Annotated in this window: 18 protein-coding genes; 10 read left to right on the forward strand and 8 right to left on the reverse strand. The window is 31.7% G+C overall.

Going from position 1 to position 21,937, the window contains the following annotated elements:
* The first annotated feature begins 24 nt into the window (after positions 1–24).
* The 3 genes from ATO12_RS02670 to ATO12_RS02680 are packed head-to-tail and all read left to right on the forward strand — an operon-like array spanning position 25 to position 2,215.
* Positions 25–585: a YceI family protein gene (locus ATO12_RS02670; protein ID WP_034238368.1), complete on the forward strand. Its 561-nt coding sequence runs from the start codon at positions 25–27 to the stop codon at positions 583–585.
* A 2-nt stretch (positions 586–587) separates the two neighbouring features.
* The gene (locus ATO12_RS02675) at positions 588–1,145 is read left to right on the forward strand and encodes a PepSY-associated TM helix domain-containing protein (protein ID WP_034238369.1); all 558 of its coding nucleotides are present in this window, start codon (positions 588–590) and stop codon (positions 1,143–1,145) included.
* Positions 1,146–1,156: 11 nt separating this feature from the next.
* Complete coding sequence (locus ATO12_RS02680; RefSeq protein WP_165583316.1) at positions 1,157–2,215, forward strand: DUF3500 domain-containing protein; 1,059 nt, start codon at positions 1,157–1,159, stop codon at positions 2,213–2,215.
* A gap of 43 nt (positions 2,216–2,258) precedes the next feature.
* Here the strand turns inward: ATO12_RS02680 and ATO12_RS02685 are convergent, their stop codons facing one another.
* Positions 2,259–4,292: a sensor histidine kinase gene (locus ATO12_RS02685; protein ID WP_081801946.1), complete on the reverse strand. Its 2,034-nt coding sequence runs from the start codon at positions 4,290–4,292 to the stop codon at positions 2,259–2,261.
* 138 nt (positions 4,293–4,430) lie between these two features.
* On the opposite strand from ATO12_RS02685, the gene ATO12_RS24560 reads away from it, so the two are divergent.
* Together ATO12_RS24560 and ATO12_RS02695 are read left to right on the forward strand one after the other, a co-directional pair.
* Positions 4,431–5,291 (forward strand): hypothetical protein, encoded by an 861-nt coding sequence (locus ATO12_RS24560; RefSeq protein ID WP_051575559.1) that lies wholly within the window; start codon positions 4,431–4,433, stop codon positions 5,289–5,291.
* A gap of 13 nt (positions 5,292–5,304) precedes the next feature.
* Positions 5,305–7,539 carry an NAD(P)-binding protein gene (locus ATO12_RS02695; protein ID WP_034238372.1) on the forward strand — a complete coding sequence of 745 codons (2,235 nt, stop codon included), beginning with the start codon at positions 5,305–5,307 and terminating at the stop codon, positions 7,537–7,539.
* A 96-nt stretch (positions 7,540–7,635) separates the two neighbouring features.
* Here ATO12_RS02695 and ATO12_RS02700 read toward each other — a convergent pair whose 3' ends face one another.
* Entirely contained in the window at positions 7,636–8,964 is a 1,329-nt protein-coding gene (locus ATO12_RS02700) for a S41 family peptidase (RefSeq protein ID WP_051575560.1), read from the reverse strand.
* A gap of 246 nt (positions 8,965–9,210) precedes the next feature.
* Between ATO12_RS02700 and ATO12_RS02705 the strand changes: the two genes are divergently transcribed.
* From ATO12_RS02705 to ATO12_RS02715, 3 genes are all read left to right on the forward strand, one after another.
* Positions 9,211–10,239 (forward strand): sensor histidine kinase, encoded by a 1,029-nt coding sequence (locus ATO12_RS02705; RefSeq protein WP_034238373.1) that lies wholly within the window; start codon positions 9,211–9,213, stop codon positions 10,237–10,239.
* 1 nt (position 10,240) lies between these two features.
* Positions 10,241–10,939 (forward strand): LytR/AlgR family response regulator transcription factor, encoded by a 699-nt coding sequence (locus ATO12_RS02710; RefSeq protein ID WP_034238374.1) that lies wholly within the window; start codon positions 10,241–10,243, stop codon positions 10,937–10,939.
* A gap of 119 nt (positions 10,940–11,058) precedes the next feature.
* Positions 11,059–11,928 carry a tetratricopeptide repeat protein gene (locus ATO12_RS02715; RefSeq protein WP_081801947.1) on the forward strand — a complete coding sequence of 290 codons (870 nt, stop codon included), beginning with the start codon at positions 11,059–11,061 and terminating at the stop codon, positions 11,926–11,928.
* A gap of 58 nt (positions 11,929–11,986) precedes the next feature.
* Here ATO12_RS02715 and ATO12_RS02720 read toward each other — a convergent pair whose 3' ends face one another.
* The 4 genes from ATO12_RS02720 to ATO12_RS02735 all read right to left on the reverse strand — a co-directional run bounded on the left by ATO12_RS02720 (position 11,987) and on the right by ATO12_RS02735 (position 18,077).
* A complete protein-coding gene (locus ATO12_RS02720) occupies positions 11,987–13,036 on the reverse strand; it encodes a helix-turn-helix domain-containing protein (protein WP_034238377.1) in 1,050 nt (349 codons plus the stop codon).
* A 109-nt stretch (positions 13,037–13,145) separates the two neighbouring features.
* On the reverse strand, positions 13,146–14,252 hold the full coding sequence (locus ATO12_RS02725; RefSeq protein ID WP_034238379.1) for a type 1 glutamine amidotransferase domain-containing protein: 1,107 nt from the start codon (positions 14,250–14,252) through the stop codon (positions 13,146–13,148).
* A gap of 627 nt (positions 14,253–14,879) precedes the next feature.
* Entirely contained in the window at positions 14,880–15,680 is an 801-nt protein-coding gene (locus ATO12_RS02730; protein WP_051575561.1) for a DUF6503 family protein, read from the reverse strand.
* A gap of 12 nt (positions 15,681–15,692) precedes the next feature.
* Complete coding sequence (locus tag ATO12_RS02735) at positions 15,693–18,077, reverse strand: outer membrane beta-barrel family protein (RefSeq protein WP_034238381.1); 2,385 nt, start codon at positions 18,075–18,077, stop codon at positions 15,693–15,695.
* Between the two features lie 236 nt (positions 18,078–18,313).
* Between ATO12_RS02735 and ATO12_RS24565 the strand changes: the two genes are divergently transcribed.
* Both ATO12_RS24565 and ATO12_RS02745 read left to right on the forward strand, forming a co-directional pair.
* Positions 18,314–19,375 (forward strand): sensor histidine kinase, encoded by a 1,062-nt coding sequence (locus ATO12_RS24565; protein WP_051575562.1) that lies wholly within the window; start codon positions 18,314–18,316, stop codon positions 19,373–19,375.
* Positions 19,372–20,076 carry a LytR/AlgR family response regulator transcription factor gene (locus tag ATO12_RS02745; protein WP_034238386.1) on the forward strand — a complete coding sequence of 235 codons (705 nt, stop codon included), beginning with the start codon at positions 19,372–19,374 and terminating at the stop codon, positions 20,074–20,076. The genes ATO12_RS24565 and ATO12_RS02745 overlap by 4 nt, the downstream gene beginning before the upstream one ends.
* A gap of 29 nt (positions 20,077–20,105) precedes the next feature.
* Here ATO12_RS02745 and ATO12_RS02750 read toward each other — a convergent pair whose 3' ends face one another.
* A complete protein-coding gene (locus ATO12_RS02750) occupies positions 20,106–20,858 on the reverse strand; it encodes a LytR/AlgR family response regulator transcription factor (RefSeq protein WP_034238389.1) in 753 nt (250 codons plus the stop codon).
* A 20-nt stretch (positions 20,859–20,878) separates the two neighbouring features.
* The gene (locus ATO12_RS02755) at positions 20,879–21,895 is read right to left on the reverse strand and encodes a sensor histidine kinase (protein WP_034238391.1); all 1,017 of its coding nucleotides are present in this window, start codon (positions 21,893–21,895) and stop codon (positions 20,879–20,881) included.
* Positions 21,896–21,937: the final 42 nt, after the last annotated feature.

Raw genomic sequence — 21,937 nt, forward strand, 5'->3', positions numbered from 1 at the left:
TACATAACAAATAAATTGAATATAATGAGAACAACATTTTTGACAACTTTTTTAGTTGTAGTAACACTTACTCTTAATGCACAATCCACCTGGAAACTAGATTTGGGTCATTCATCAATCAACTTTGCGGTTTCACATTTAGTAATATCAGAAACTACAGGGTCTTTTGATCAATTTGATATTACAGCAACAACAGGAGATAATTTTAATGATCCTAAATTCGATGTTACCATTCAAACAGCAAGTATCAATACAAAAAACTCACGAAGAGATGATCATTTAAGAGCCGATGATTTTTTTGGAGCCGAAAAGTATCCCAATATCACATTTAGAAGTTCTTCTTTTGAGAAAACGGGAGAAAAGACTTTTGCATTAAAAGGAAACCTTACCATCAAAGGTATTACCAAAGAAGTTTCTTTCACTGGCAAATTAAACGGAATACTCAAAAATGACCGTGGTGAAAAAGCCGGGTTAAAACTAACAACAACCATCGACCGTACCGTTTTTAATGTAGGAAAACCCGGAAGTGCTTCAATAGGAGAAGAAGTTGAAGTAACTATTAATCTAGAGATGGCGAAAAGCTAAAAATGAATAAAAAAACAAGAACATTATTAAATAGAAACCTACATAGAGATATTGGTTATTTCTATGTGGGTTTAATTATCGCTTTTTCAGTTTCGGGTATTGCTTTAAATCACAGAACCGATTTTGACCCCCAGGAATATACCGTAAAAACTGAAACCTTTCAAATAGAAATACCTTCTGATGATACTCAAATTACAGATGATTTTTTAAAAGAAGTAGCTAAAGAAATTTCAGAAGAAGAATATAAAGGTAATAGAAAAAGAGAAAACACCATACGACTCTATTTTGAAGATGCTTTTGCTTCTCTTGATTCTAAAACCGGTAAGGGAGAAATTGAATATGTTAAAACTATTCCCGTATTAGGGCAAATGACTATTCTACATAAAACTACAAATAAGTGGTGGATATGGTTCTCTGATATTTTTGGTGTGGCCATGCTTATTATTGCGATCACAGGTATGTTTATAGCCAAAGGAAAAAACAGCTTTAAAATAAGGGGTTGGTGGCTGGCAACACTGGGACTAATTTTTCCTTTTATATTTTTATTCTTAATTAGATAACACTAGTAATGATGAAAAAACTAACCATCTTTATAATATTATGCATAATGTTACCTTCTTGCAATAGTGCACAAGAAAATAACAATACTGTAGCAAAAGATGTAACAGTTGTTGAAACGGTAACCGATGCCAAAACAAGAGTGCTTTTAAGAGCGCAAAGTGCTCTCAAAACTTTTGATGATCAATCAAAAATCCTTCTTTCGTTTGAAAATAATGACAGAACCAAATGGACTAACCTTCCACTGGGTATTGTACAACGAAAAGGAATTAGTATCGGAGATATGACGAACTCACAACGAATAGCAGTTCATAAGCTGTTATCCGAACTCCTTAGTTCTAAAGGGTATTTAAAAACTACTGGGATAATGCATTTGGATAATATTCTGGAAAAGCATTTTAATGTCCCTCATCTTAAATGGAGTCACAAGCAATATTATTTTACATTTTGGAATACACCTGAAAAAGATACCAATTGGGGATTTAAACTTGAAGGTCATCATCTATCATTAAATTTTACATATGCCGATATGAAAATCTCTTCTACACCTCTATTCTTAGGAACAGATCCGGCAGAGGTAAGAGAAACTGAATATGCAGGTTGGAGGGTATTAGGCGAAGAAGAAGATTTAGGTTTTTTGTTTATAAACAGTCTAAACGAAACTCAAAAAAACAAAGCAGTCTTGAAAGACAAAAGGGTTCCTCGTGATATTCTTACAAATCCAGATGCTAAGCAACGTCTCACAGCATTCTGGGGAATCAAAGCTTCTGAACTAAATAAAGAACAAAAAACACTCTTAAAAATTATTATAGAAGAATACGTTCATAACCTAGAACATAGTTTAGCTCATAGAGAGATCGAAATAATTGATAACGCAGGTTTTAACAATATTCATTTTGCATGGATTGGAAAAACACAAAGAAGTGACAATTATTACTATTTAATTCATGGACCAACATTTATCATAGAATTTGATAATAGTCAAAACCATATTCATTCTATTTTTAGAAGTAAAACTAATGACTTTGGAAAAGATATCTTAAAAGATCACTTAAAGAATAATCCACACTAAAAAGTAAGTACTAATAATTATAGATATATTGTTTTGTAAGAAATTAACTTTCAATTTTTTCCAAGTGGTCTTTAGAATCAAAAGAGATAATAAATTTGGTTCCGATACCTAATTCACTCTCACAGTGAATTTCACCATCCATCGATTCGATATATTTTTTTACGATAGATAATCCCAATCCAATAGATGCCTCTCCTTCTGTAGGTTGTGCACTTAATCTCTGAAACCTACCAAATAGTTTTTTTTGATCCTCTTTGCTAATGCCTGGCCCTTGATCTTCTACCACAACATATGTTCTTGCATCCTGAGATTTTACATGTAATATAACTTCACTTCCTCTTTCAGAAAACTTGACGGCATTAGAAACCAGATTTTCTAAGACCTGGATCATATAGTTTTTGTCTACTTCTACAAAGTGATCCCCAGGTTGTGATGTAGTGATCATTTTAATTTCTTTATCTTCGGCGGTAAGGCGAAAACACCTTACCACATAGTTCACTAATTCTACCAAATCAATAATTTGATTCTTTAATTTAACTCGATTTGTTTCTAAAGCATGTATGTTTAAAATACGACCAATCATCTGTGAGAGGCGATCTGCCGAGTTATCAATTTCGGTTAAATAAGATACCTGATCTTTAGTCAAGTCTAAGGAGGTAACATCAATTAGTTGTATTAATAATCGTATATGACTTAACGGAGTTCTAAGATCATGAGCAACTATATTAACCAACATATCCTTTTCTTTGTTCAGATTCACTAGTTCTTCATTTCGAATAGCGACCTCGGCTGTTCGTTCTTTAACCTTCTTTTCAAGTATTACATTTTGCTCCTGAATTAGTCTTTCATTTTCTTTGGCTGCCAACAGTGCTTCTAATTGTGCATCTTCTTTTTGTTTTTTGTACATATTAATTCGATCACCTAATGCAAATGAAAGCAGCAAAACTTCTAAAGCCGAACCAATCTGCATCGCATTTAAATATGTCATCACAAAAGTTAGATTTAAAGACTCGAGAATGGCAAAACAAATACCAATAATAAGAGCTCCCCAGGCTAATAAATAATATTTGGCCGGGCGATATCCTTTTAATTTAAATCGAATACCTAAGATAAGAAAGTACGATGCCATGATTAACAGTCCTCCTTGAGATAATTTTAAGCCTTCTATTTTAAAACCTAGTAACACAAGAGCACATATCAAAATACCAATAATAAGAAATACCATAGATCCTTTGTGCATCATAGAACCTGATTCTTTGGTATTTAAAAATTTTTGGGTAAATAAAGTGGCAGTAATCATAGTCAAGCCAGAACTAACAACTACAATTTGATTAATGAAAGGGGTATTAGGCCAAAAATATTCGAAGAAATACCCGAACACCGAGGCCATAAACCAGGTAATACTAAATACATAAGCGATGTAATAGAGATATATTTTCTCTCTGGTCGAAAAATACAAAAAGAGGTTATATAGGAAAATCAAGAGCATAAACCCAAAATAGATTCCTTGAAGAAAATCTAAATCATGCTCATAGTTTAAAAAATTGGGAAGTGTTCCCACACGAAGTGGGAAAAATAAAGGTTGATCACTCTTTACTCTAAGGTAAAAAGTTCGTGTGTTATTTACATCAAAATCAAGAGCAAAAAGATAATTACCTACTTCAATTTCCCTTGTATTAAAAGGTAAGTCGTCACCAGTATGCCTGGTAGAAATGAGTTGGTTTTTGTCATCAAACTCATAAAGTGATATAGAATCAATAAAAGCCGAACCAACATTTAGATAAAAATCACCAGGTATGGTCTTGGTAATTCTAAATTTTAGCCAGTAAGCAGAGGCCGTACTAGAGAAATTTATAGTTTCCTGAGTGTACTCTTTATACTTAGTTTCAAGAGTACTATTTATGATTTCTTCAATAGATAATTTGAGGGAAGTATCCTCTAGATAATAAGTTTGCTTTCCAATATCATGTAATTCTGTTGAATCATCCAGAAGGATAGTAGTTTGACTAAATGAATTAAGCGGAGACAATAATATAATCAATAAAAGACCAAAATAGTATTTAAAATATGTTGTCATTCTTAATAATTAATAGTTTGAGAAATCATTTTTTTATCCGACCAGGAAATTTAATACATTATACTACTGAATTTCCTTAAATATCTATTGTATATAATATTTTTACTTGTAAGTTTATAAACCTTTTCTCATAAATATATGAACAAACTCGAAATACTTAAGGAAAAAGCCAAAGGAATTGTACTTCATGCCTCTGACAACCCGAAGAATCGCTATAAATTACGTTACGAATTCTACCAAAAATACGGAGAACCTTTCATTAAAGGAAAAGAAGGGCTGGGAAATTCTGAATTAGCATTCATGGACTGGGAAATAAAAAGAGGAGTACTTAATTCTATAAATGCGCAACATCCTGGTAGTCTATGGTGGAGATCAGTAAACAGTCATTTTTTGTATTTAGGGACACTTGCCCAATTGATCTATGAGTCTGGCGAGACGTTTCTAGATCTACCTGTGCCTGTTAATTTTTGGTTGAAATATATCAATACACCCAATGAACGCTCCTGGTATCGTGCTCATAACTCTAGTATCATTGCTGGATATCAAGTGGCTGATGCGTTAGCATTTAAAGAAAATATTTATGAGCAATATTTTATAAATATCGTGCTTTATCGTGTATTGTATGCTCAGTCGATGGTTGAAGGTGTGAGTTTCGGGGTTTTAGGCAAAATATTTGGTAATCCACGAGGCGCTGCAGTTTCTATACTAACAGATATCGAAGCTTTTTATCCAAGTCACTATCCATTATCGAAAGAAGACATTAAGTATGTTACGCATCATGCACATAATCTAAATGGGTTGATTGAGGATATTTTCGACAAGCTTTTTATCATACCACATTTAGATGAGTTATATACCGAAGCTGCCAAATGGAATAGCTCTCCTGTAGTATTAGAGTACATCAAAAATAATAAACCACTCTATCCGATTAGTGATAGTGAATTTAGTTCAGCACATTTCAATACAAAATTAACAACCAAAAAAATCCATACTCTTTAAAATTAATAAACCAATGCAAAACTCAGAAAACAAAAAGAAAATAGCCATATTAGGTAGTGGTATGTCATCACTAACAGCCGCTTATGAACTTAGCTCATATAAAAACTGGCAAGATCATTATGATATTACCATTTATCAAATGGGTTGGAGACTAGGAGGCAAAACCGCTACGGGTAGAGGTCCAAACGAAAGGATTCAAGAGCATGGTATTCATATTGCTCAGGGATGGTACGAAAATGCTTTTAGATTGATACAGGACTCTTACAAAGAATGTGAGCAACATAATCTAATGCCGGATAGCCCCTTTAAATCCTGGGAAGAAGCTTTTGATCGGGAAGATACTACCCTACTCACCCACTTTGATCCTAAAACAAATCAATGGATCAAAAAAAATATCATTTTTCCATCTAATGAGTATATACCCGGCCAGGGTGGTCCTTTACCTTTTTCGGCCATTATTCACAAAGCAATAGGTCTAGTCGCCGAAATTTTGTTTGGCACAGATCCTAACAAGGATAATCTGGTAAACATGGCGTCTGAATCTGCTAAGGAAATCAAACCACCAGAACATCATCCACTTTGGGCAAATTTTAAAGCTAAATTTGAAGCATTTGTAAAAGATAAACTCTTTAAGCATGAAGGTGAAAAACTATTGAATTACGTATCAGAATTGGTTCAGAACCTGACCAGTGGGGATCATGATCATGCACAACGAAAAGAGCATCATTCTATGATTAAAGAACTACTCGGCTTACTTTCTAAATGGGTAACTAAGCTTATTGATTCTATAGCCGATCACAATGAATATTTCTATTGGTTAGCCGTATTTGTAGAATTTGGTTTGGTTAATATGAAAGGGACATTTGAAGATGTATATGATCCAGAAACTCATGAGTTGGATTATGAACGTATTAACGATTTAGATTACCGAGAATGGCTTAAAAACCATGGAGCAAGTGAACGTTTGTTGAGTTCTGCAATGGTAAGATTTCTTTATACAGGAACCTTTCACAACCTTACAGGATCTAATCACCAGGGTAGTTTGGCAGCCGGAGTTGGATTGCATTTCTTAACAAATTCTGCAGGATATAAAGGATCGTTTGTCTGGAAATTCAAAGCAGGAACTGCAGATACTATGATTACTCCAATTTATTTGGTCCTTAAAAACAGAGGTGTAAAATTTAAATTCTTTCATAAGGTAGAACAAGTACATTATTCTAATTCTGGAGAAATAGAAAAAATATCTATGGCCGAGCAGGTTACCTTAAAAAATGGGACCTACACTCCTACTTATAAATTCAAAAACCTGGATGTATGGCCGGGCGAGCCACTCTATGACCAAATAGAAGATCGACAGGCCAAAGCACTTAAAGAAGGTAAATATGATCTTGAAGAAGCCTGGTGTGGTTGGGAGAATGTTGGTAAAATATCTTTAGAAAAAGGTAAAGATTTTGATGACGTGATTTTGGGTATCCCCATTGATGTTTTAGGTGGTGATGAAGGGATCTGTAAAGAAATTATTGATAATAATGAGGCATGGAAAAATATGTACAATCATGTTAAAAGTATCCCTACCATGTCTATGCAATTATGGATCAAACCCACATTAAAGGAATTAGGTATGAATTTGCCCGATTGGGGTTTTCCTGAGGGATCATTACCTAACCTGGTTACGTATGCCGATCCTCAATATTCATTTATAGATATGTCGCAGGTGATGCCATATGAAGATTGGAAAGATGATGAACCCGGGGTACTGATATATTATACAGGATCGTTTCTAGATCCAGAAGTAATACCTCCATACTCAGATCATAGGTATCCTCATGAGCAATTAGAACGTATTATGCGTGTTTCAGAACAATGGTTAAAAGATAAAATGGGATGGTTTTTTCCGAATGCAACTACACTTGAGTATCCAGAAGGAATGAAATTAGATGTAATTCACGATTTCTCGAAAAACGCCAAAACTGATTATAGTAGGTTAAAAACGCAGTTTTTTCGTGCCAATGTAAACCCAACAGATAGATACACATTGTCACTTCCCGGTTCTAATAAATATCGCCTTAAAGCTAATGAATCTGGTTTCGATAATCTTATCCTTACAGGAGACTGGATCAATTTTGGTGTTAATGTAGGATATTATGAAGGCGCTATCGTTGCAGGTCTTCAAGCGGGTCAGGCAATTAGAGATAAACTTGAATTGCCTAGTGAAACAGAAATTTTTTCTGGAGTGAAATTGAAATAGTAAAACGAAATACTTTCACAACACAAAAAGGTCGATTACAACTTGTAATCGACCTTTTTTATGATTGTTTGTTATTGAATTATTTTACATAGATCTTCAGTTTTCATCTTTTGTATAAGTGTCGGATCTACCATAAACATTCTTTGTCATTAATGCTTCAACCTTATTATTTGTTCTTAAGAATAATATCCTTACATCTGTAAGTTCACCATATTGAAAGGTTGAATTATCAATTGGAGTTAACTTAACCTTTGAATCGGGTGCATCACTTTGGTAATATAACACTCCGTTTTCTAAACTAATAATTAGACTTTCATATGTACCTACATAACTTTTTAAAGAGGATAACGAAACATTTACTGGAGTCTGGGTAGCTTTTAAAGTACCAATATGCCAATCATAATAATCATTTCTAATATCATCTGTATTAACTTTTTTTAATGAGTCTAAAGCTTTTAATCGAGCAGATATTAGTGCTTCCTTTTCAGAAGTTTTTATATGGGGAATAACCCCTATTCCTTCCCAGTTTGAATTGGTAATTGGGTTTATTGCTCGCCCTGTAGAGGTCCAAACTTTAAACTTGTTTGATACTCTAAATGATTCACCCGGATGCGCTCCTCCACCCGAAGTTTCACCAATAATCACAGCACGTTTTAAATGTTTTAAATTATACGAAAACTCTTCAGCTGCAGAAAATGTACTACTACTAGTTAGTATATATAACTGTACATCTGGTAATCTTTTCCCTGGAACATATGGTAAGGTCCAAAATTGTTCACTTGTTTCATCTATTCTATTATAGAACGTATTTAAATGAATCGGGTCACCCTTAAAAAAATAACTCGATAACAACTGAACCATCTGTGGATACCCCCCTCCATTATTTCTTAGGTCAAAAATTATAGCATCTGTATTACTCAAAAAATTCATTGTAGCAATTACAGTTTCACTGGCATATTCTGGATCTCGAAAACCTCTAAAATTTATATATCCAATATTTCCATCGAGTATTTTAACTTCTTTAAACGTAAAATTATCCCTCTTCTCCATTTCTCTCATTTTTTCAAGAAACTTCTCTCTGTCTTCAGCACTCATTTCCGTAGATTCTCTTCCATGACTTTCAGGATTATAAAAAACTCTTAAATGTTTATCATGATTTATAGACTGTATGTCTTTAGTAAGTTTTTTTGCCAGTTCTTTTGGATTACTTAAATTCTTATAATAACCTTTTTTTAAGTTGCTATTAATCAATTCGGTGATTTCATTGGCAATTTCTGGAAACACATATTTTTCCATTATTACTTTTCCAACTGCATGGATGGTTTCTTTAATTTCTTTTGTTGTTAATTCTTCAGTATTGTTTTGAGAATAACCTAATATAAATGCAAAAAGAAAAAAGAAGATAAATGCTTTGTATTTCTTCATTTTTAAATCGTATTCTAAAGCATAATAAAGCTTTAAGTTTCTATACCACAAAAATGAATCTGGTAATTTATGTTTTAAAATTATATAGATAAACCAGAACTTTTAATAGACGTTTTATAGGATTTTGTCTATTTAGAAAACCCTTCTTTTCAAGTTTATCTACAGTTACTCTACTTTTATATATAGATAGCTTCTAAACAGCTCTTTTTTAGATAAGGGAGTGATAATTTTACTATATTTCCCTCCATGAGTTTTAACAACAAAAGAATCTTTAGTCATATTATATTTTGGGTGGGAATTTTTCTTTTCTATATTTTTTCTTCTACTAATCCAGAATTGTTTGAACAATCTATAGAAACAACTTTGTTTAAACTCCCAATATTGATGATAGCTGCTTATACTTTCAACTATTGGCAAATACCACATTATTTAAAGCATAAAAAATACATTGCTTTTGGATTATCTATGATTTTTATGATTATCATATTAGTTCTATTATTTCGTATAATGGGATATTATCATTTGGACAAATATTGCGCAGATGGTCCTTATCCATTAATTAGTTTAGACGATTTTCCATTTTACATGCTATCTTTTCATTTTCCTGCGTTGATCATGTATTTCTACAAAACCAATAAAGAACAAGAGTTAGAAAAAGAAAAAGTGTATCAATTAGAAAAAGAAAAAATAGCTACAGAACTTAAATACTTAAAAGCGCAGTTAAACCCTCATTTTTTATTCAATACATTAAACAACCTATATTCTTATGTGATTACCAAATCTCCTAAAGCGCCAGATATGGTATTACAACTCTCAGAAATTTTAGATTATATTTTATATAGAAGTCAGCAAACATCAGTTCCTTTGGTCGAAGAGATTCATACTATAGAAAATTATGTAGCGTTAGAACGAATTAAATATGGTAAACGATTACATGTTGTTTTTGAAAAAAATCATTTTAAAAATGAACAACCAATAACTCCATTATTACTGTTATCTATTGTCGAAAATGCTTTTAAACACGGGGTTAGAGGAAATATTAAAAAACCAGAAATAAAAATTACGCTTGAGCAATTTGATGGATATATAGAATTTAGTGTCTGGAACACAAAACCAGAAACCGAATACAATCATAAAACGGATGAATATAAAAGTGGAATCGGCCTTGCCAATATCCAACGGCAATTAGACTTAATTTATCCTCAAAAACACAAATTTGAGATTGATGAATCTGATACGTTCTTTAGCTTAAAACTGACTTTAAAAACAAATTAATATGGTACGATGCTTACTTGTTGATGACGAATCTCCTGCAATTGATTTGCTAAAAAATCATATAAAAATGCTTGATAATCTAGAAATTGTTGCTAGTTGCTATAGTGCTGTAGAAGCCTTTGAGGTCATCAAAAAAGAAGAAATCGATTTGTTATTTTTAGATATTGAAATGCCCGTTTTAAAAGGTCTGGATTTTCTAAAAACATTACAACACCCTCCTAAAGTGATAATTACGACAGCCTACAGAGAATATGCCATAGAAGGGTACGATTTGGATATTATAGACTATTTATTAAAACCTATTTCTTTTGATCGTTTTGTAAAAGCTGTCGATCGCTATTATGAAAGAGTACAATCTTCTGCTTTGGCTATTGCCGAAAAGAACGATACATTTTTTTATGTAAACGTGAACAAAAAACACATTAAGATCATATTTGATGACGTATTATATATCGAAAGCCTAAAAGATTATGTAAAAATCCATACTGCTCGCCAAAAATTGGTAGTAAAAAGTAACATCGGTAAAATAGAAACTCAACTCCCTTCATCTCTATTTCTACGTACCCACCGTTCTTATATTGTTGCTATTGACAAAATTACGGCATATACACAAAAAGATGTAGAAATAGATACTATAGAAATCCCAATCGGATCTAGCTATGCTAACAAAGTCTTCTCTATATTATCACATACTCGATAGTAACTATACTTAGACACTTTTGTAGTTTTTATCACTGGTTACTCTAGCATCCTCTACTTTTTAAGAATAGTATCCATATCAAGCATAATTTTACCATAAATTAATTCAAAAATGTAGATATGAACATGTTTAAACATCTAAGTGTTTTTTTACTTATAGTAAGTTTTTCATCTTGCCAATCCCAGAAAACAGAACGTGAAATTGAAGATGAATTTGTTAAAAAGTATGCCCCTTCAAATTTAAATACTCATGGGTTTACTCTACCTGTAGATTCAAAAATACCAGAGGTACATCAGCTTTTTAATGATTTGTCAAAGAACTTCTATTTTTATGGAGATAAAGATGAATTTGAAAAAAAAGCTGCCAAAATTATTGAATTGGACCCCAATTACCCGAGCGGAGTTTTAATGAGTGGTTTTTATGTACAAGATCCCGAAGAATATAAAAAACTGGTTACCAAATCCTATACCCTTTCAAAAAAAACGACATTAAAATCTGAACGAGATATCATGCAAGCGGAGTATTCTCTTTTAGTAGAAGAAAATTATCCTAAGGCCCAAAAATACTTTCAGAAAGTAGTCGATATGTATCCAAAAAGTGCTGCTGCCATTTGGTCTTTGGGTATGGCATATTATTACAATAATGAATATGATAAAGCTCTGGAATGCTACAAAAAAAGTACCGAGTTAATTCCTAATCTACCAAAAGGATACGAATTTATGTCGGTTATGTATTATCAAAAGAAAGAATATAAAAAGGCATTAGAATATCTTGAAAAGGCCAAAAAATATGGGGCCAACACCAAAAATGACATCTATTTTGCAGAGTACGAGCATATTGTTTACTACAAAAATGGGTTTTATGATAAAACAATGAAGTCTATTGAAAAAGCCTATGCTTATGGAAAGTATTTTAAAAACAGTGAAAGCTTAAAAAAGACTTATCAAGCTGCTAAAAAGAAATTTGATTCGATACAATCATCAAAATAATAAAGCATAAAATAGTGAATAGTTAAAATAGTTATTTAATAACCTTTGGACTTCGGTATCAAAGGTTATTTTTTCTATACGACGATGGTGTTATGCCTTCAAATTTTTTGAATGCACCATTAAAAGAAGAAAGACTACTAAAACCTGTATCAAAGGCGATTGATGAAATGGTATATTTATCATTTCCTGTATTCGAAAGTAGTTGTTTTGCATCTTGAATTCGATAATAATTAATAAAATCGTTAAAATTCCGTTTGGCGTATTGGTTAATAACCGATGAGGTAAGTTGTGTACTCTTTCCTATCATTCCACTTAGTTTTGCAAGAGATACATCAGCCTCGAGATACAGCTTAGAATCAATGACCAATTTTGAAATCTTATTAAATAAAAGATTATTATTATTTACTTTAAACACATTACCATCTTGTTCTGTAGCTTTAAGTTGAAATGCCTTAAAGCTTAAAAAATAGATCACTACAGAATATACAATTGGTCCTACAACATAGGGTACGGTTTCATCTAATATATTAAGAACATAAGATCCCCAGATAAGCACAAAACCAATAATTAAGAGATATAACCAATGTAGTATAGCACTACGAGATTTTGTTTGTTGCTCTTCTTTATACTGCTTCTTTATGCGTTTTAAGATTCTCCAGGATAAAACGATATAAAAAGCGAAATGCAGGTATATAAAAACGAGACCACTCGAAAAAATGATGATAACCAACTTACTATTTTCGTACCATTCTTTAGTCACAAAAAGACTAGCAATAAAAATTAAAATAAATGGAATGAATTCTGAAATGTAATACTTAGGTAATTTGAAATCAGGATGTGTCATCCCCAATACATACCACCTTAAAAGTGGACCGATTAATAACAGAAAGGTTAGCCCTATAAAAATAAATATCGGTTCTAAATCATCACCAAAATTTAACATGACCGATTTACCTATTCTAAATGCCATACATACCAGAATCAATCCCAGCAAAAGATTGCTCAATGTTTTTTTCTTTTTGAATACAGTTAAGTAAAAGGCAAATAATACGCCATGCAAAAGCCCTGCACTACTAACAATAATAAGTAATATATCTAAAAAACTCAATAGACCTTTTTTTCCAAATGTAACGATATTTAAAATTCAAAGAAAGTACAAATTTAGTAATGATTTGTACTTTCTATCTAAGATAAATACCAGTGTATACTTTACATACTTATATGTTTTTGGATTCGCTTTTTGCATATGATGTTAAACTAACAAGATTAAAAAACCGTCCAATACTACCTCTCATGATTGCAACGGCACCATGTACCGCTATAAGTTCCCTGGCCAAAGGTTTATTTTCGACAGTTGATATCTGCCTAATTACTTCTTTGGCTTTCTGAGTACCTTCTTCTTCATAAGCTATTAATACCTTCATTGCATTCTCTTCTGCTGTGATTTCTCTATGTTTTGGTGTATATCCTAATGCCGAAATCATCGTTTCGGCCAATCTCCATGTAGACCAGGGGTTTTGGCCAGTTACTAAGTTTTGATCACGGCTAATATGCTCTAAGTACATAGCTCCTTTACTAAACCGTGCTCCCTGAGCTGTTAATTTATCTTGTAGAAAAAATGGAAATATAGTCTCTGCATCTGGAATAAGTAGTAATTCCTCGTCGTTGGTAAAGCTGCTCACTTTTTTGTTTTCTAATAACGGGCGACCATTATCTAGAGTTACATTTACCAAAGCCGCCGGACCGTGACATACTGCTCCTATAACTTTATTTGATTGATATAAATAACGTACAATATCTTGAATAGCTTTATTTTCTGGAAAATCGAACATTGCCCCTTTTCCGCCTGCAAAGAATACAGCTTCATACGCTTCTGGGGTAATATCTTTTACCATAATAGTATGTTTTACTTTGTGTTGAGCAATACTATCGTTTAAAAATGCAAAATCATATTTTCCCATATCATCATCATCGATCACCACTGGTGGCTCTCCTCCTAACGGACTGGCAATGTCAACTTCAAAACCATTAGCCTGAAACACATAATAAGCACGCGATAACTCGGTTAACTCATATCCTGTACTTTTATCGGTACTTCCCATAGTATTAGCACTTGTCACTATAGCCAAAATCTTTCCTCGTGATGGCTGTATATCTTCAGATAAATATGGTAAATCCACTGTTTGTGTCATAGACACATCCGGACCTATTTCTTCCGATGAGGGCAATAAACTTATAAACCACCAACCAAATACAAAAAGTAAGACAATTACACTACCAAGGACAGCTAGACTCCATTTAAGGATTGGATATTTTTTTAACATAATATGATTTTTAGAATTACAGTAGTACGAAGTAATACCAAAATCACTGTAAAAACTGTCGAAATGATAATTCCGTCAGATTAAATTATGTTTTGAATACCTTATGTAGTAATCAGATAAGCAAAAAGAGACCATCTATAAAGATGGTCTCTTTGAATATTCTAAATAAGTTCGATTAGAATTTTAATACCATAATTGAAGAAATGTTAGCATATATATTGACCGCTCCAAGGTAAATAACAGCATACCTTAACGCCATCTACATATATAAATGATCCATCTCCACCACACGGACGGCTTGGACCTGCGCTTCCGTCGATGTTTTTTTGCTCGTTCTTAGACAACTCTTTAGCTCCGGTTACGTTTAAAAGTGTTTTTTTCATAATTCAGAATTTTAGGTTTTGAGAATATATTTTGATAACATTTAACCTTAAATTTAATGTTTTTTAATTCTGTGATCAATTACATTAATTAAACTTTAAGAATTATAGTATAAACAATCCTAATGTAAAAACCCATCACTAAAATGATAGGTTTTTATTGGTAGAATTGGCTAATTCATTACCATATATCATCGACATGGTATTATCGTTACACCACATCGTACTCATTATCAACATGAGGTGTTTATTTCGCTAGTAATTCTCTTTTAAATCCGTTATTAAATTTAACATTTGTAGTGGTTTGTTCATACAATACTTTACCTTTAATATTTCCATCCCAATCTGCTGGAATTACCTTTCGTTTTGCCATAAAAGTATATCCGTTAACAGTTTCATACTCTATTTCCATAAGAGATATTCCTAATGTACTTCCTTTTACAGTAAACAAAAACCTGTCTACAAGAAAAGTAGTTGGATTAATATACAGTACAAAATCATCCTGAACATCCCCTACTCCTTTATCAAAGCCTATTTTTACTATTTTATAATTGATTTTGTTATGCACTCTATTAGGTAACTGCGTATACACAATACCTTTATCTAATAGCTTAGGCATCATGGTAAACCAGTAATAATTGGCTCTACGTAAAAAATCAGAACTTAGTAATGTTCGTGTATCTGTTATCTTAGTATTTCCAATAGTCATCCACGAATTACCAGTGCTTTCGTAGTACTGAGTAACAATTCCCTTTTCTTTAGGAAGCACAAATACATTATGTGTTTTATATTGCCCCCAGGATACTTCTCCGTTAAAAATATAACGTTCTATAGAAATATCACTTTTTTTAGTCCTTGGATTATAAAAATCATAAGTAAACTCTACATCTTTCAGTTTTTTAAGCAGTTCGTAATTTCCTGTCTTAGCAACCATTTTTTCTATTAGTACTTTGGCAGAATTGCTACTTGACAACTCCTTTTTTTGAGCAAAAGTTGTATTAACGAGCATACAGGTTATAATATATGCAATGTGTATTTTTAATTTCATAATCTTGTAATTTTATAAGAATTTATCAGCTTTTTCATTTTTATCTCGTTTTTTACGTTTTAGTCCTTTATTTTTTCCTCCTCCAAAACGGTAAGACAACCCAAAATAAACCGATTGACTATCACGTCTAAATTCACCTTCCTGGATAATAGTTCTATAAGCCTCAAAAGCAAATCTTTGCGTTCTTAAAATATCATTAAAATTAACACTAAAAGTTCCTTTTCCCTTAGCAAAATTGTAACGTGCACCAGCATTTACGAAAACATTGTCCTTTAATTCATATTGTAATATTTTTTGTGGACCACTATAAAAAGTAAAGATCTGGAACGTTAAGTTTTTAGAAGCTTTAAAACTATTATTAAGCCTTGCATTTAATAGGGTATTATTAACTTTTACATTTTGACCTTCGATAACTCCTTTTTGTGTTCTGGTGTATACATCAAAGTTGGCATTAAAATTCCACCATTTTATAGGTCGATAACTTGCAGAAAACTCAACTCCATAAGCATCATTACTATCAAAATTCGCATAATCAAGAATAAGTAGAGTTGGATTATCTTGGTCAAAATAACCTATTCTATTAATCTCATCATTAATTTTTCTATAAAAACCACCAAACGTTATATTGCCTTTATTTATTTTTCTGTTATAATTCAATTCGATCGAATTGGTAAACTGTGGCCTTAAGTTTGGATTACCAACGATAATAATCTGTGGGGTGCTAATTCTTCGTATAGGACTTATCTGATTTAGTGATGGCCTATCAATTCGTCTGCTAAAACTTAATTGGTATGAGTTTTTCTGCTCTTCGTCGGGAGTGTATTTTAAAAATCCAGAAGGAAACACATTAAAAAGATGATCTTTAAAACTATCCTGTGGTTCTCCAACTTCATTAAATTGAGTCGTTACATTATAATCTTCTAACCGAACTCCGATATTATATTGCCATCTATTAAAATTTTGACTAAAAGTTGTATAAAATGAATAAATATCTCTATCATAAGAAAAAGTCGAATTTCTAAAATCCACACGACTGGTTTCATAAGAGTTATCGGTACGTCGCAGACGTGTTTCTACTCCGATTTCTACGGTTGATTTCTCGTTAAGAGGGTTTACATAATCAAGATTTACTATCGTATTTGTTCGTTTATCATCAACAACTTCTGCATAATTGTTTATGGGCGTGTTTCCCGTAAATTTAAAATCGTTAGCAATATCGCTTTGTAGTGTATTATAGTCTAATTCAAGCTCTATTGTATGTCCTTCTTTAGCAAAAGAATGTAGAAAATCAACATTATAAGTCGAATTTACATTATCTCTTTCAATAGTATCAAACTGTGTGAAGTTTGAAAGAGGGTCATTAAAAAAAGTAAGTGTTTTTTTACCCTCGAGATCTGCTTTAAACAAATTTTGATTGGTATACACCGAAAATGTATTTTTTTCGTTGATATAATAGTCGACACCTACTTTAAATAGGTGTGATGTACGACCATTATTATTTTTGGTTAACTGATTCGTTTGTTCTATAGTTCTTGTCACTGTACCATCTGTAACCTGTGTTCCAAAGCGATTGCCATAACTCCCGTAAAAATTAGTTTTCCCTGTTCTGTAATTCAAACTCAAAGAATTGTTAAATCGTGCTTTTTGTCCAAAAGTTACCCCAGAGTTTATAGATCCGTTAAACCCTAAACGAGTACTCTTTTTTAAGATGATATTTATAATTCCGCTCATACCTTCGGGATTATATTTTGATGATGGATTTGTGATGAGTTCTATAGATTTGATTGATGTAGATGGTATTTGTTGTAATAAATCGGTGGTACTAATGTTAGTTGGTTTTCCATCAACCAGGATACGAACATTCTCATTACCCCGAAGAGAAATTTCGCCATCTTGATTAACACTAACTGAAGGAATATTACTCATGATATCACTTGCCGAAGCCCCGGCAGTGGTTAAGTCTTTTCCGACATTAATAACTTTTCTATCAACCTTTTGTTCGATAGTCGAACGTTCGGCTGTAATTTCGACTCCCTCAAGAGCAACAGCTTCTTCTTCGATCAAAATCGTACCAAAATCGATCTTGCTGTTTGATTCGGTAATTGCAATACTTTTTGTAACTGTTTTGTATCCAATAAACTGAACTTCAAAATTATATGTTCCAAAAGGGATTTTATCTACCAAAAAAAATCCTTTATCATTTGTAATCCCCCCGGTTGTGATTTTATCTCCAGATGTAATGATTACATTCACATAGGGTATAGATTCTTGCGTGTTTTGATCTAATATCTCTCCTGTAACTGTACCCGATTGTCCATACATACCTATAGAAATAAAGAAAAAAAATATCAATACATGCTTTCTATTCTTTAAAAGATCAAGTAAGATTGTTTTCATTAAGTTCATTCTTAAAAAAATTATGGTTCGAGTGGCTAAATTATAAGAAGAGTAAATCCGTATAAAAAAAACAGACAGAAGCAGTATAAGCGATGCTATAGATTGGGTTACTGCCGATATATGATTTTGTCTACGGGAAATAGATTTTCGGCACCACAAACCTGCAGTTTGGTATCCTATGCTAACTTAGGTTCTTTTAATTTGTACCTTTACAATCAATAGAAATAAAAAACGGTATGTTACATAAAATCCAAAGCTTTCTCGAAGTTTCAAGATTCAAGTATCTCATATTTGGGCTTTTGATTTTTATCTTTTCGGCCTCTACCTCTAGTTGGTATTATACTACAACTGAAGAATTGTTAATTACGCATAGTATAAGGGCTATTCTACAAATTGCCATGTCCTATGTGATTATAGAATTTTTAATTTTGTATCTTTTAAACAAGGGTAAGGTTTTAATCTTTTGGATATCTATTGTAATAACATTACTTACTTTTTATCTTATTTGCACCTTAACTCATATGTATTATTTAGAACCTACCTTTCCCACAACATATGTAAATTATTTGAAACGTTTTACAGACACTTCTTTTTTAGGGAGATTTACCAACATAGGTGAGTTTATATCAAGATCATTGTATTTGCTGTATCCAACATTTTTGATCTTAGTATTAAAACTTTATACAGAGAAACAACGCTTATTAAAGTTAAATGAACAGAAAAAAACAACAGAGCTCGCTGCGTTAAAAAATCAATTAAATCCTCACTTCTTATTCAATACATTAAATAATCTACATGCATTAGCTTTAAAAAAGTCTGATGATACTACCAAAGTAATTCAAAAGCTTTCTAATATCCTGGATTACATCCTATACCGTTGTAATGAAAATTATGTGTCATTAGATAAAGAAATTGATCTAATAGAGAATTATTTATCCTTAGAAAAAATCCGTTATGCCGATAGAGTAAAAATCTCTTTTAGTAAAAATGTAACAGGACAGGAAAAAATTGCTCCTTTATTATTGCTCACATTTATCGAAAATGCGTTTAAACACGGTGTTAAAGAAGAGATAAATCAAGCTAGTATCGAAATCAATATCTCTAAAAAGGGAGAGCAATTAATTTTTAATGTAAAAAACAGCAAACCAATGGGAGTTGATATTTCTATGAATAAAGATTCTATAGGGCTAAAAAACATAAAAAAACAATTAGAACTACTGTACCCAAAAGCGTACGATTTGATTATTGAAAACAAATCAAATTCATTTTCTGCTAATCTTAAATTAGATATTATATGAGTTATACATGTTTAATTATAGATGATGAACCATTAGCCAGAGAATTAATCGAAACGTATTTGGATAAACTACCAGATTTTGAATTGGTTGCTTCTTGTTCGAGCGCTATTGAGGCTAGTTCGATATTAAACACAACAAAAATAGACTTACTTTTCTTAGATATAGAAATGCCTGTATTAAAAGGCACTGATTTTTTTAAGAACCTTGTATACAAGCCCCAGGTAATTTTTACTACTGCTTATCGGGATTATGCCGTAGATGGATTTGAATTAAATGCGGTAGATTACTTATTAAAACCTATATTTTTCGAACGTTTTTTCTTAGCTATTCAGAAGTTTTTAAAACAGGAAAAAAAATCCATTTCATATGATTCTTCAGAAGATACTATACATAAGAAAACAGATTTTGTTTTTGTAAACAAAGCAAAAAAACAAATAAAAATACTTTTTGATGATGTTCTGTATATCGAAAGTCTAAAAGATTATATCAAAATTCACTTAGAGAATGAAGCGCTAACGATTAAAGAAAGTATCTCTAGTTTTGAGAAACGCATTGACAAACGTTTTATTCGCTTACATCGTTCTTATATTGTAAATAGCGAAAAAATTACAGCATATACCAAAAATGATGTAGAAATTGGAAGAATTGAAATCCCTATCGGAAACAGTTATAAAGATAATATGCTAGCTTATTTTAAGTAATGTATATAGCAATACCTCGGGTGTTATAATTATCTATCTATCCATTTTCTAAATTCTTTAGTCAAAGAAGTGCTTGTTTTTACCAGTACAGGTAACCCTTTTACTTTAATCGATAGTCGATTTTTGCTGTACGGAATTATGTTTTCAATACAATCCAAATTAATAATATAACTACGATTAATTCTAAAAAATTGATCTGGGTTTAGTTCTTTGGATAACACTCCTATTGACATAGAAACAGCATGTAAATTGTTATCTACATCCTTCAATTTACAAAAATCACCATGGGCTTCAACGAAACAAATATCTTTGGTATTAACCAATTTAATACCTTCCCGTTTTTTGATTACTAATCGTTTTTTATAGGTGTCTTTTTTGTCCAATAAAGTTTTGAATTGCTCAAAAAAATGATGCTCATTAAATTTTACATAAAACAATTCCTTATATTTTTTTAATGCTTCATCGATATCGCTTTGAGTATACGGTTTCAAAACATAAGCTATACCATTGGTTTGAAACGCTTTTAATAGGTGTTCGTCATAGGCTGTACAAAAAACAATAGGAGTTGCTGTTTTTACAGATTCAAAAATATCAAATGACATCCCTCCTATGATTTCTATATCCGATAATATCAAATCATAGGTTTTTTCTTTAAGAGATTTTATGGCAGCTTCAACAGACCGGGTATGTGTATACTCAAAATCAGAATGTAATGACTTATCTACATAAGCCAGTAGTTTCTTAAATGCCGGAATTTCATCTTCTATAATAAGGATATTCATATATCTGTAGTGACTTTTTACTAATCTACGATTTTTAATAAAGGTAATACGACTATAAACTCTTCTGGAGTTTGTTTAATCTCAACAGTTTTGTCTGATAATAATTGATAGCGTTTTTTTAAATTTATCAACCCTGTACCCAACGACTCACTACTATCATTTTTTGAAATTGTATTTGTAATGATTACTTCATCTTTATTTACAAGTATTGTAGCAATGATTATTGATTTGTTGGTTGTTGGTTTATTATGCTTTACAACGTTTTCTAATATTGTCAATAAGGCTCCATTAGGTAAATACTTATCATTAGCATTTGCATTATTTTTAATGATAAACCGATAATCTTCTTCAAATCGTGTTTCAATTAAGTAAGAATAGTTTTTAACCAAGGCTATTTCTGCTTCCAAGGAGACGATATCTTCATCCTTGGTTGCAATTAAATAGCGATATAACCCAGCTAGATTAGTAATATATTCTTTAATTTTTTCTTTAGATGAATATTCTACCAATGCATCAATTGTGTTTAAACTATTGTACAAAAAATGTGGATTAAACTGAGAGCGTAAAACTTTAAGTTCGAGTTCTTTTTGAGTGTTTAAAATTTCTGCAGATTGTAGTTGATATTCATAATATTTTTTTGCCGAAATTAATGCCAAAGGAATAGCCAAATTGGCTGCAGAGCTATTTATATTTAAAAAAATCAACTCTGTAAATGAAGGCCATTCACTCCATTTAATACTACCAGAATTAGTAAGTTCTCCAGATAAAGAAGCTATAAATCCAAAGAGCCAAAAACTAAACAGTGCCATAAAAAACAATGCAAAATAATTTTTCTTTCGAATAAGAAACTCACTAATTAGCTTTTTACTCACATATAACAAGGCAATAGTTTGTAAGCAAAAGACAGGAATATCAATAAGGTATTCAATTAATGTGTATTCTTCAAAATAAAACCTAATAATAAGCCAGGCAGAGGCCATTAACAGGTATCCCATTACAATTTTATAATCCGATTTATTTAATTTTAAAGTATCCAATGCTTTGCTTTTTCTATTACTAATCTACATAATTTTTAGGCG

Origin of the sequence: Aquimarina atlantica, from assembly GCF_000626715.1 — a bacterium.
GTDB classification, from domain to species: Bacteria; Bacteroidota; Bacteroidia; order Flavobacteriales; family Flavobacteriaceae; genus Aquimarina; species Aquimarina atlantica.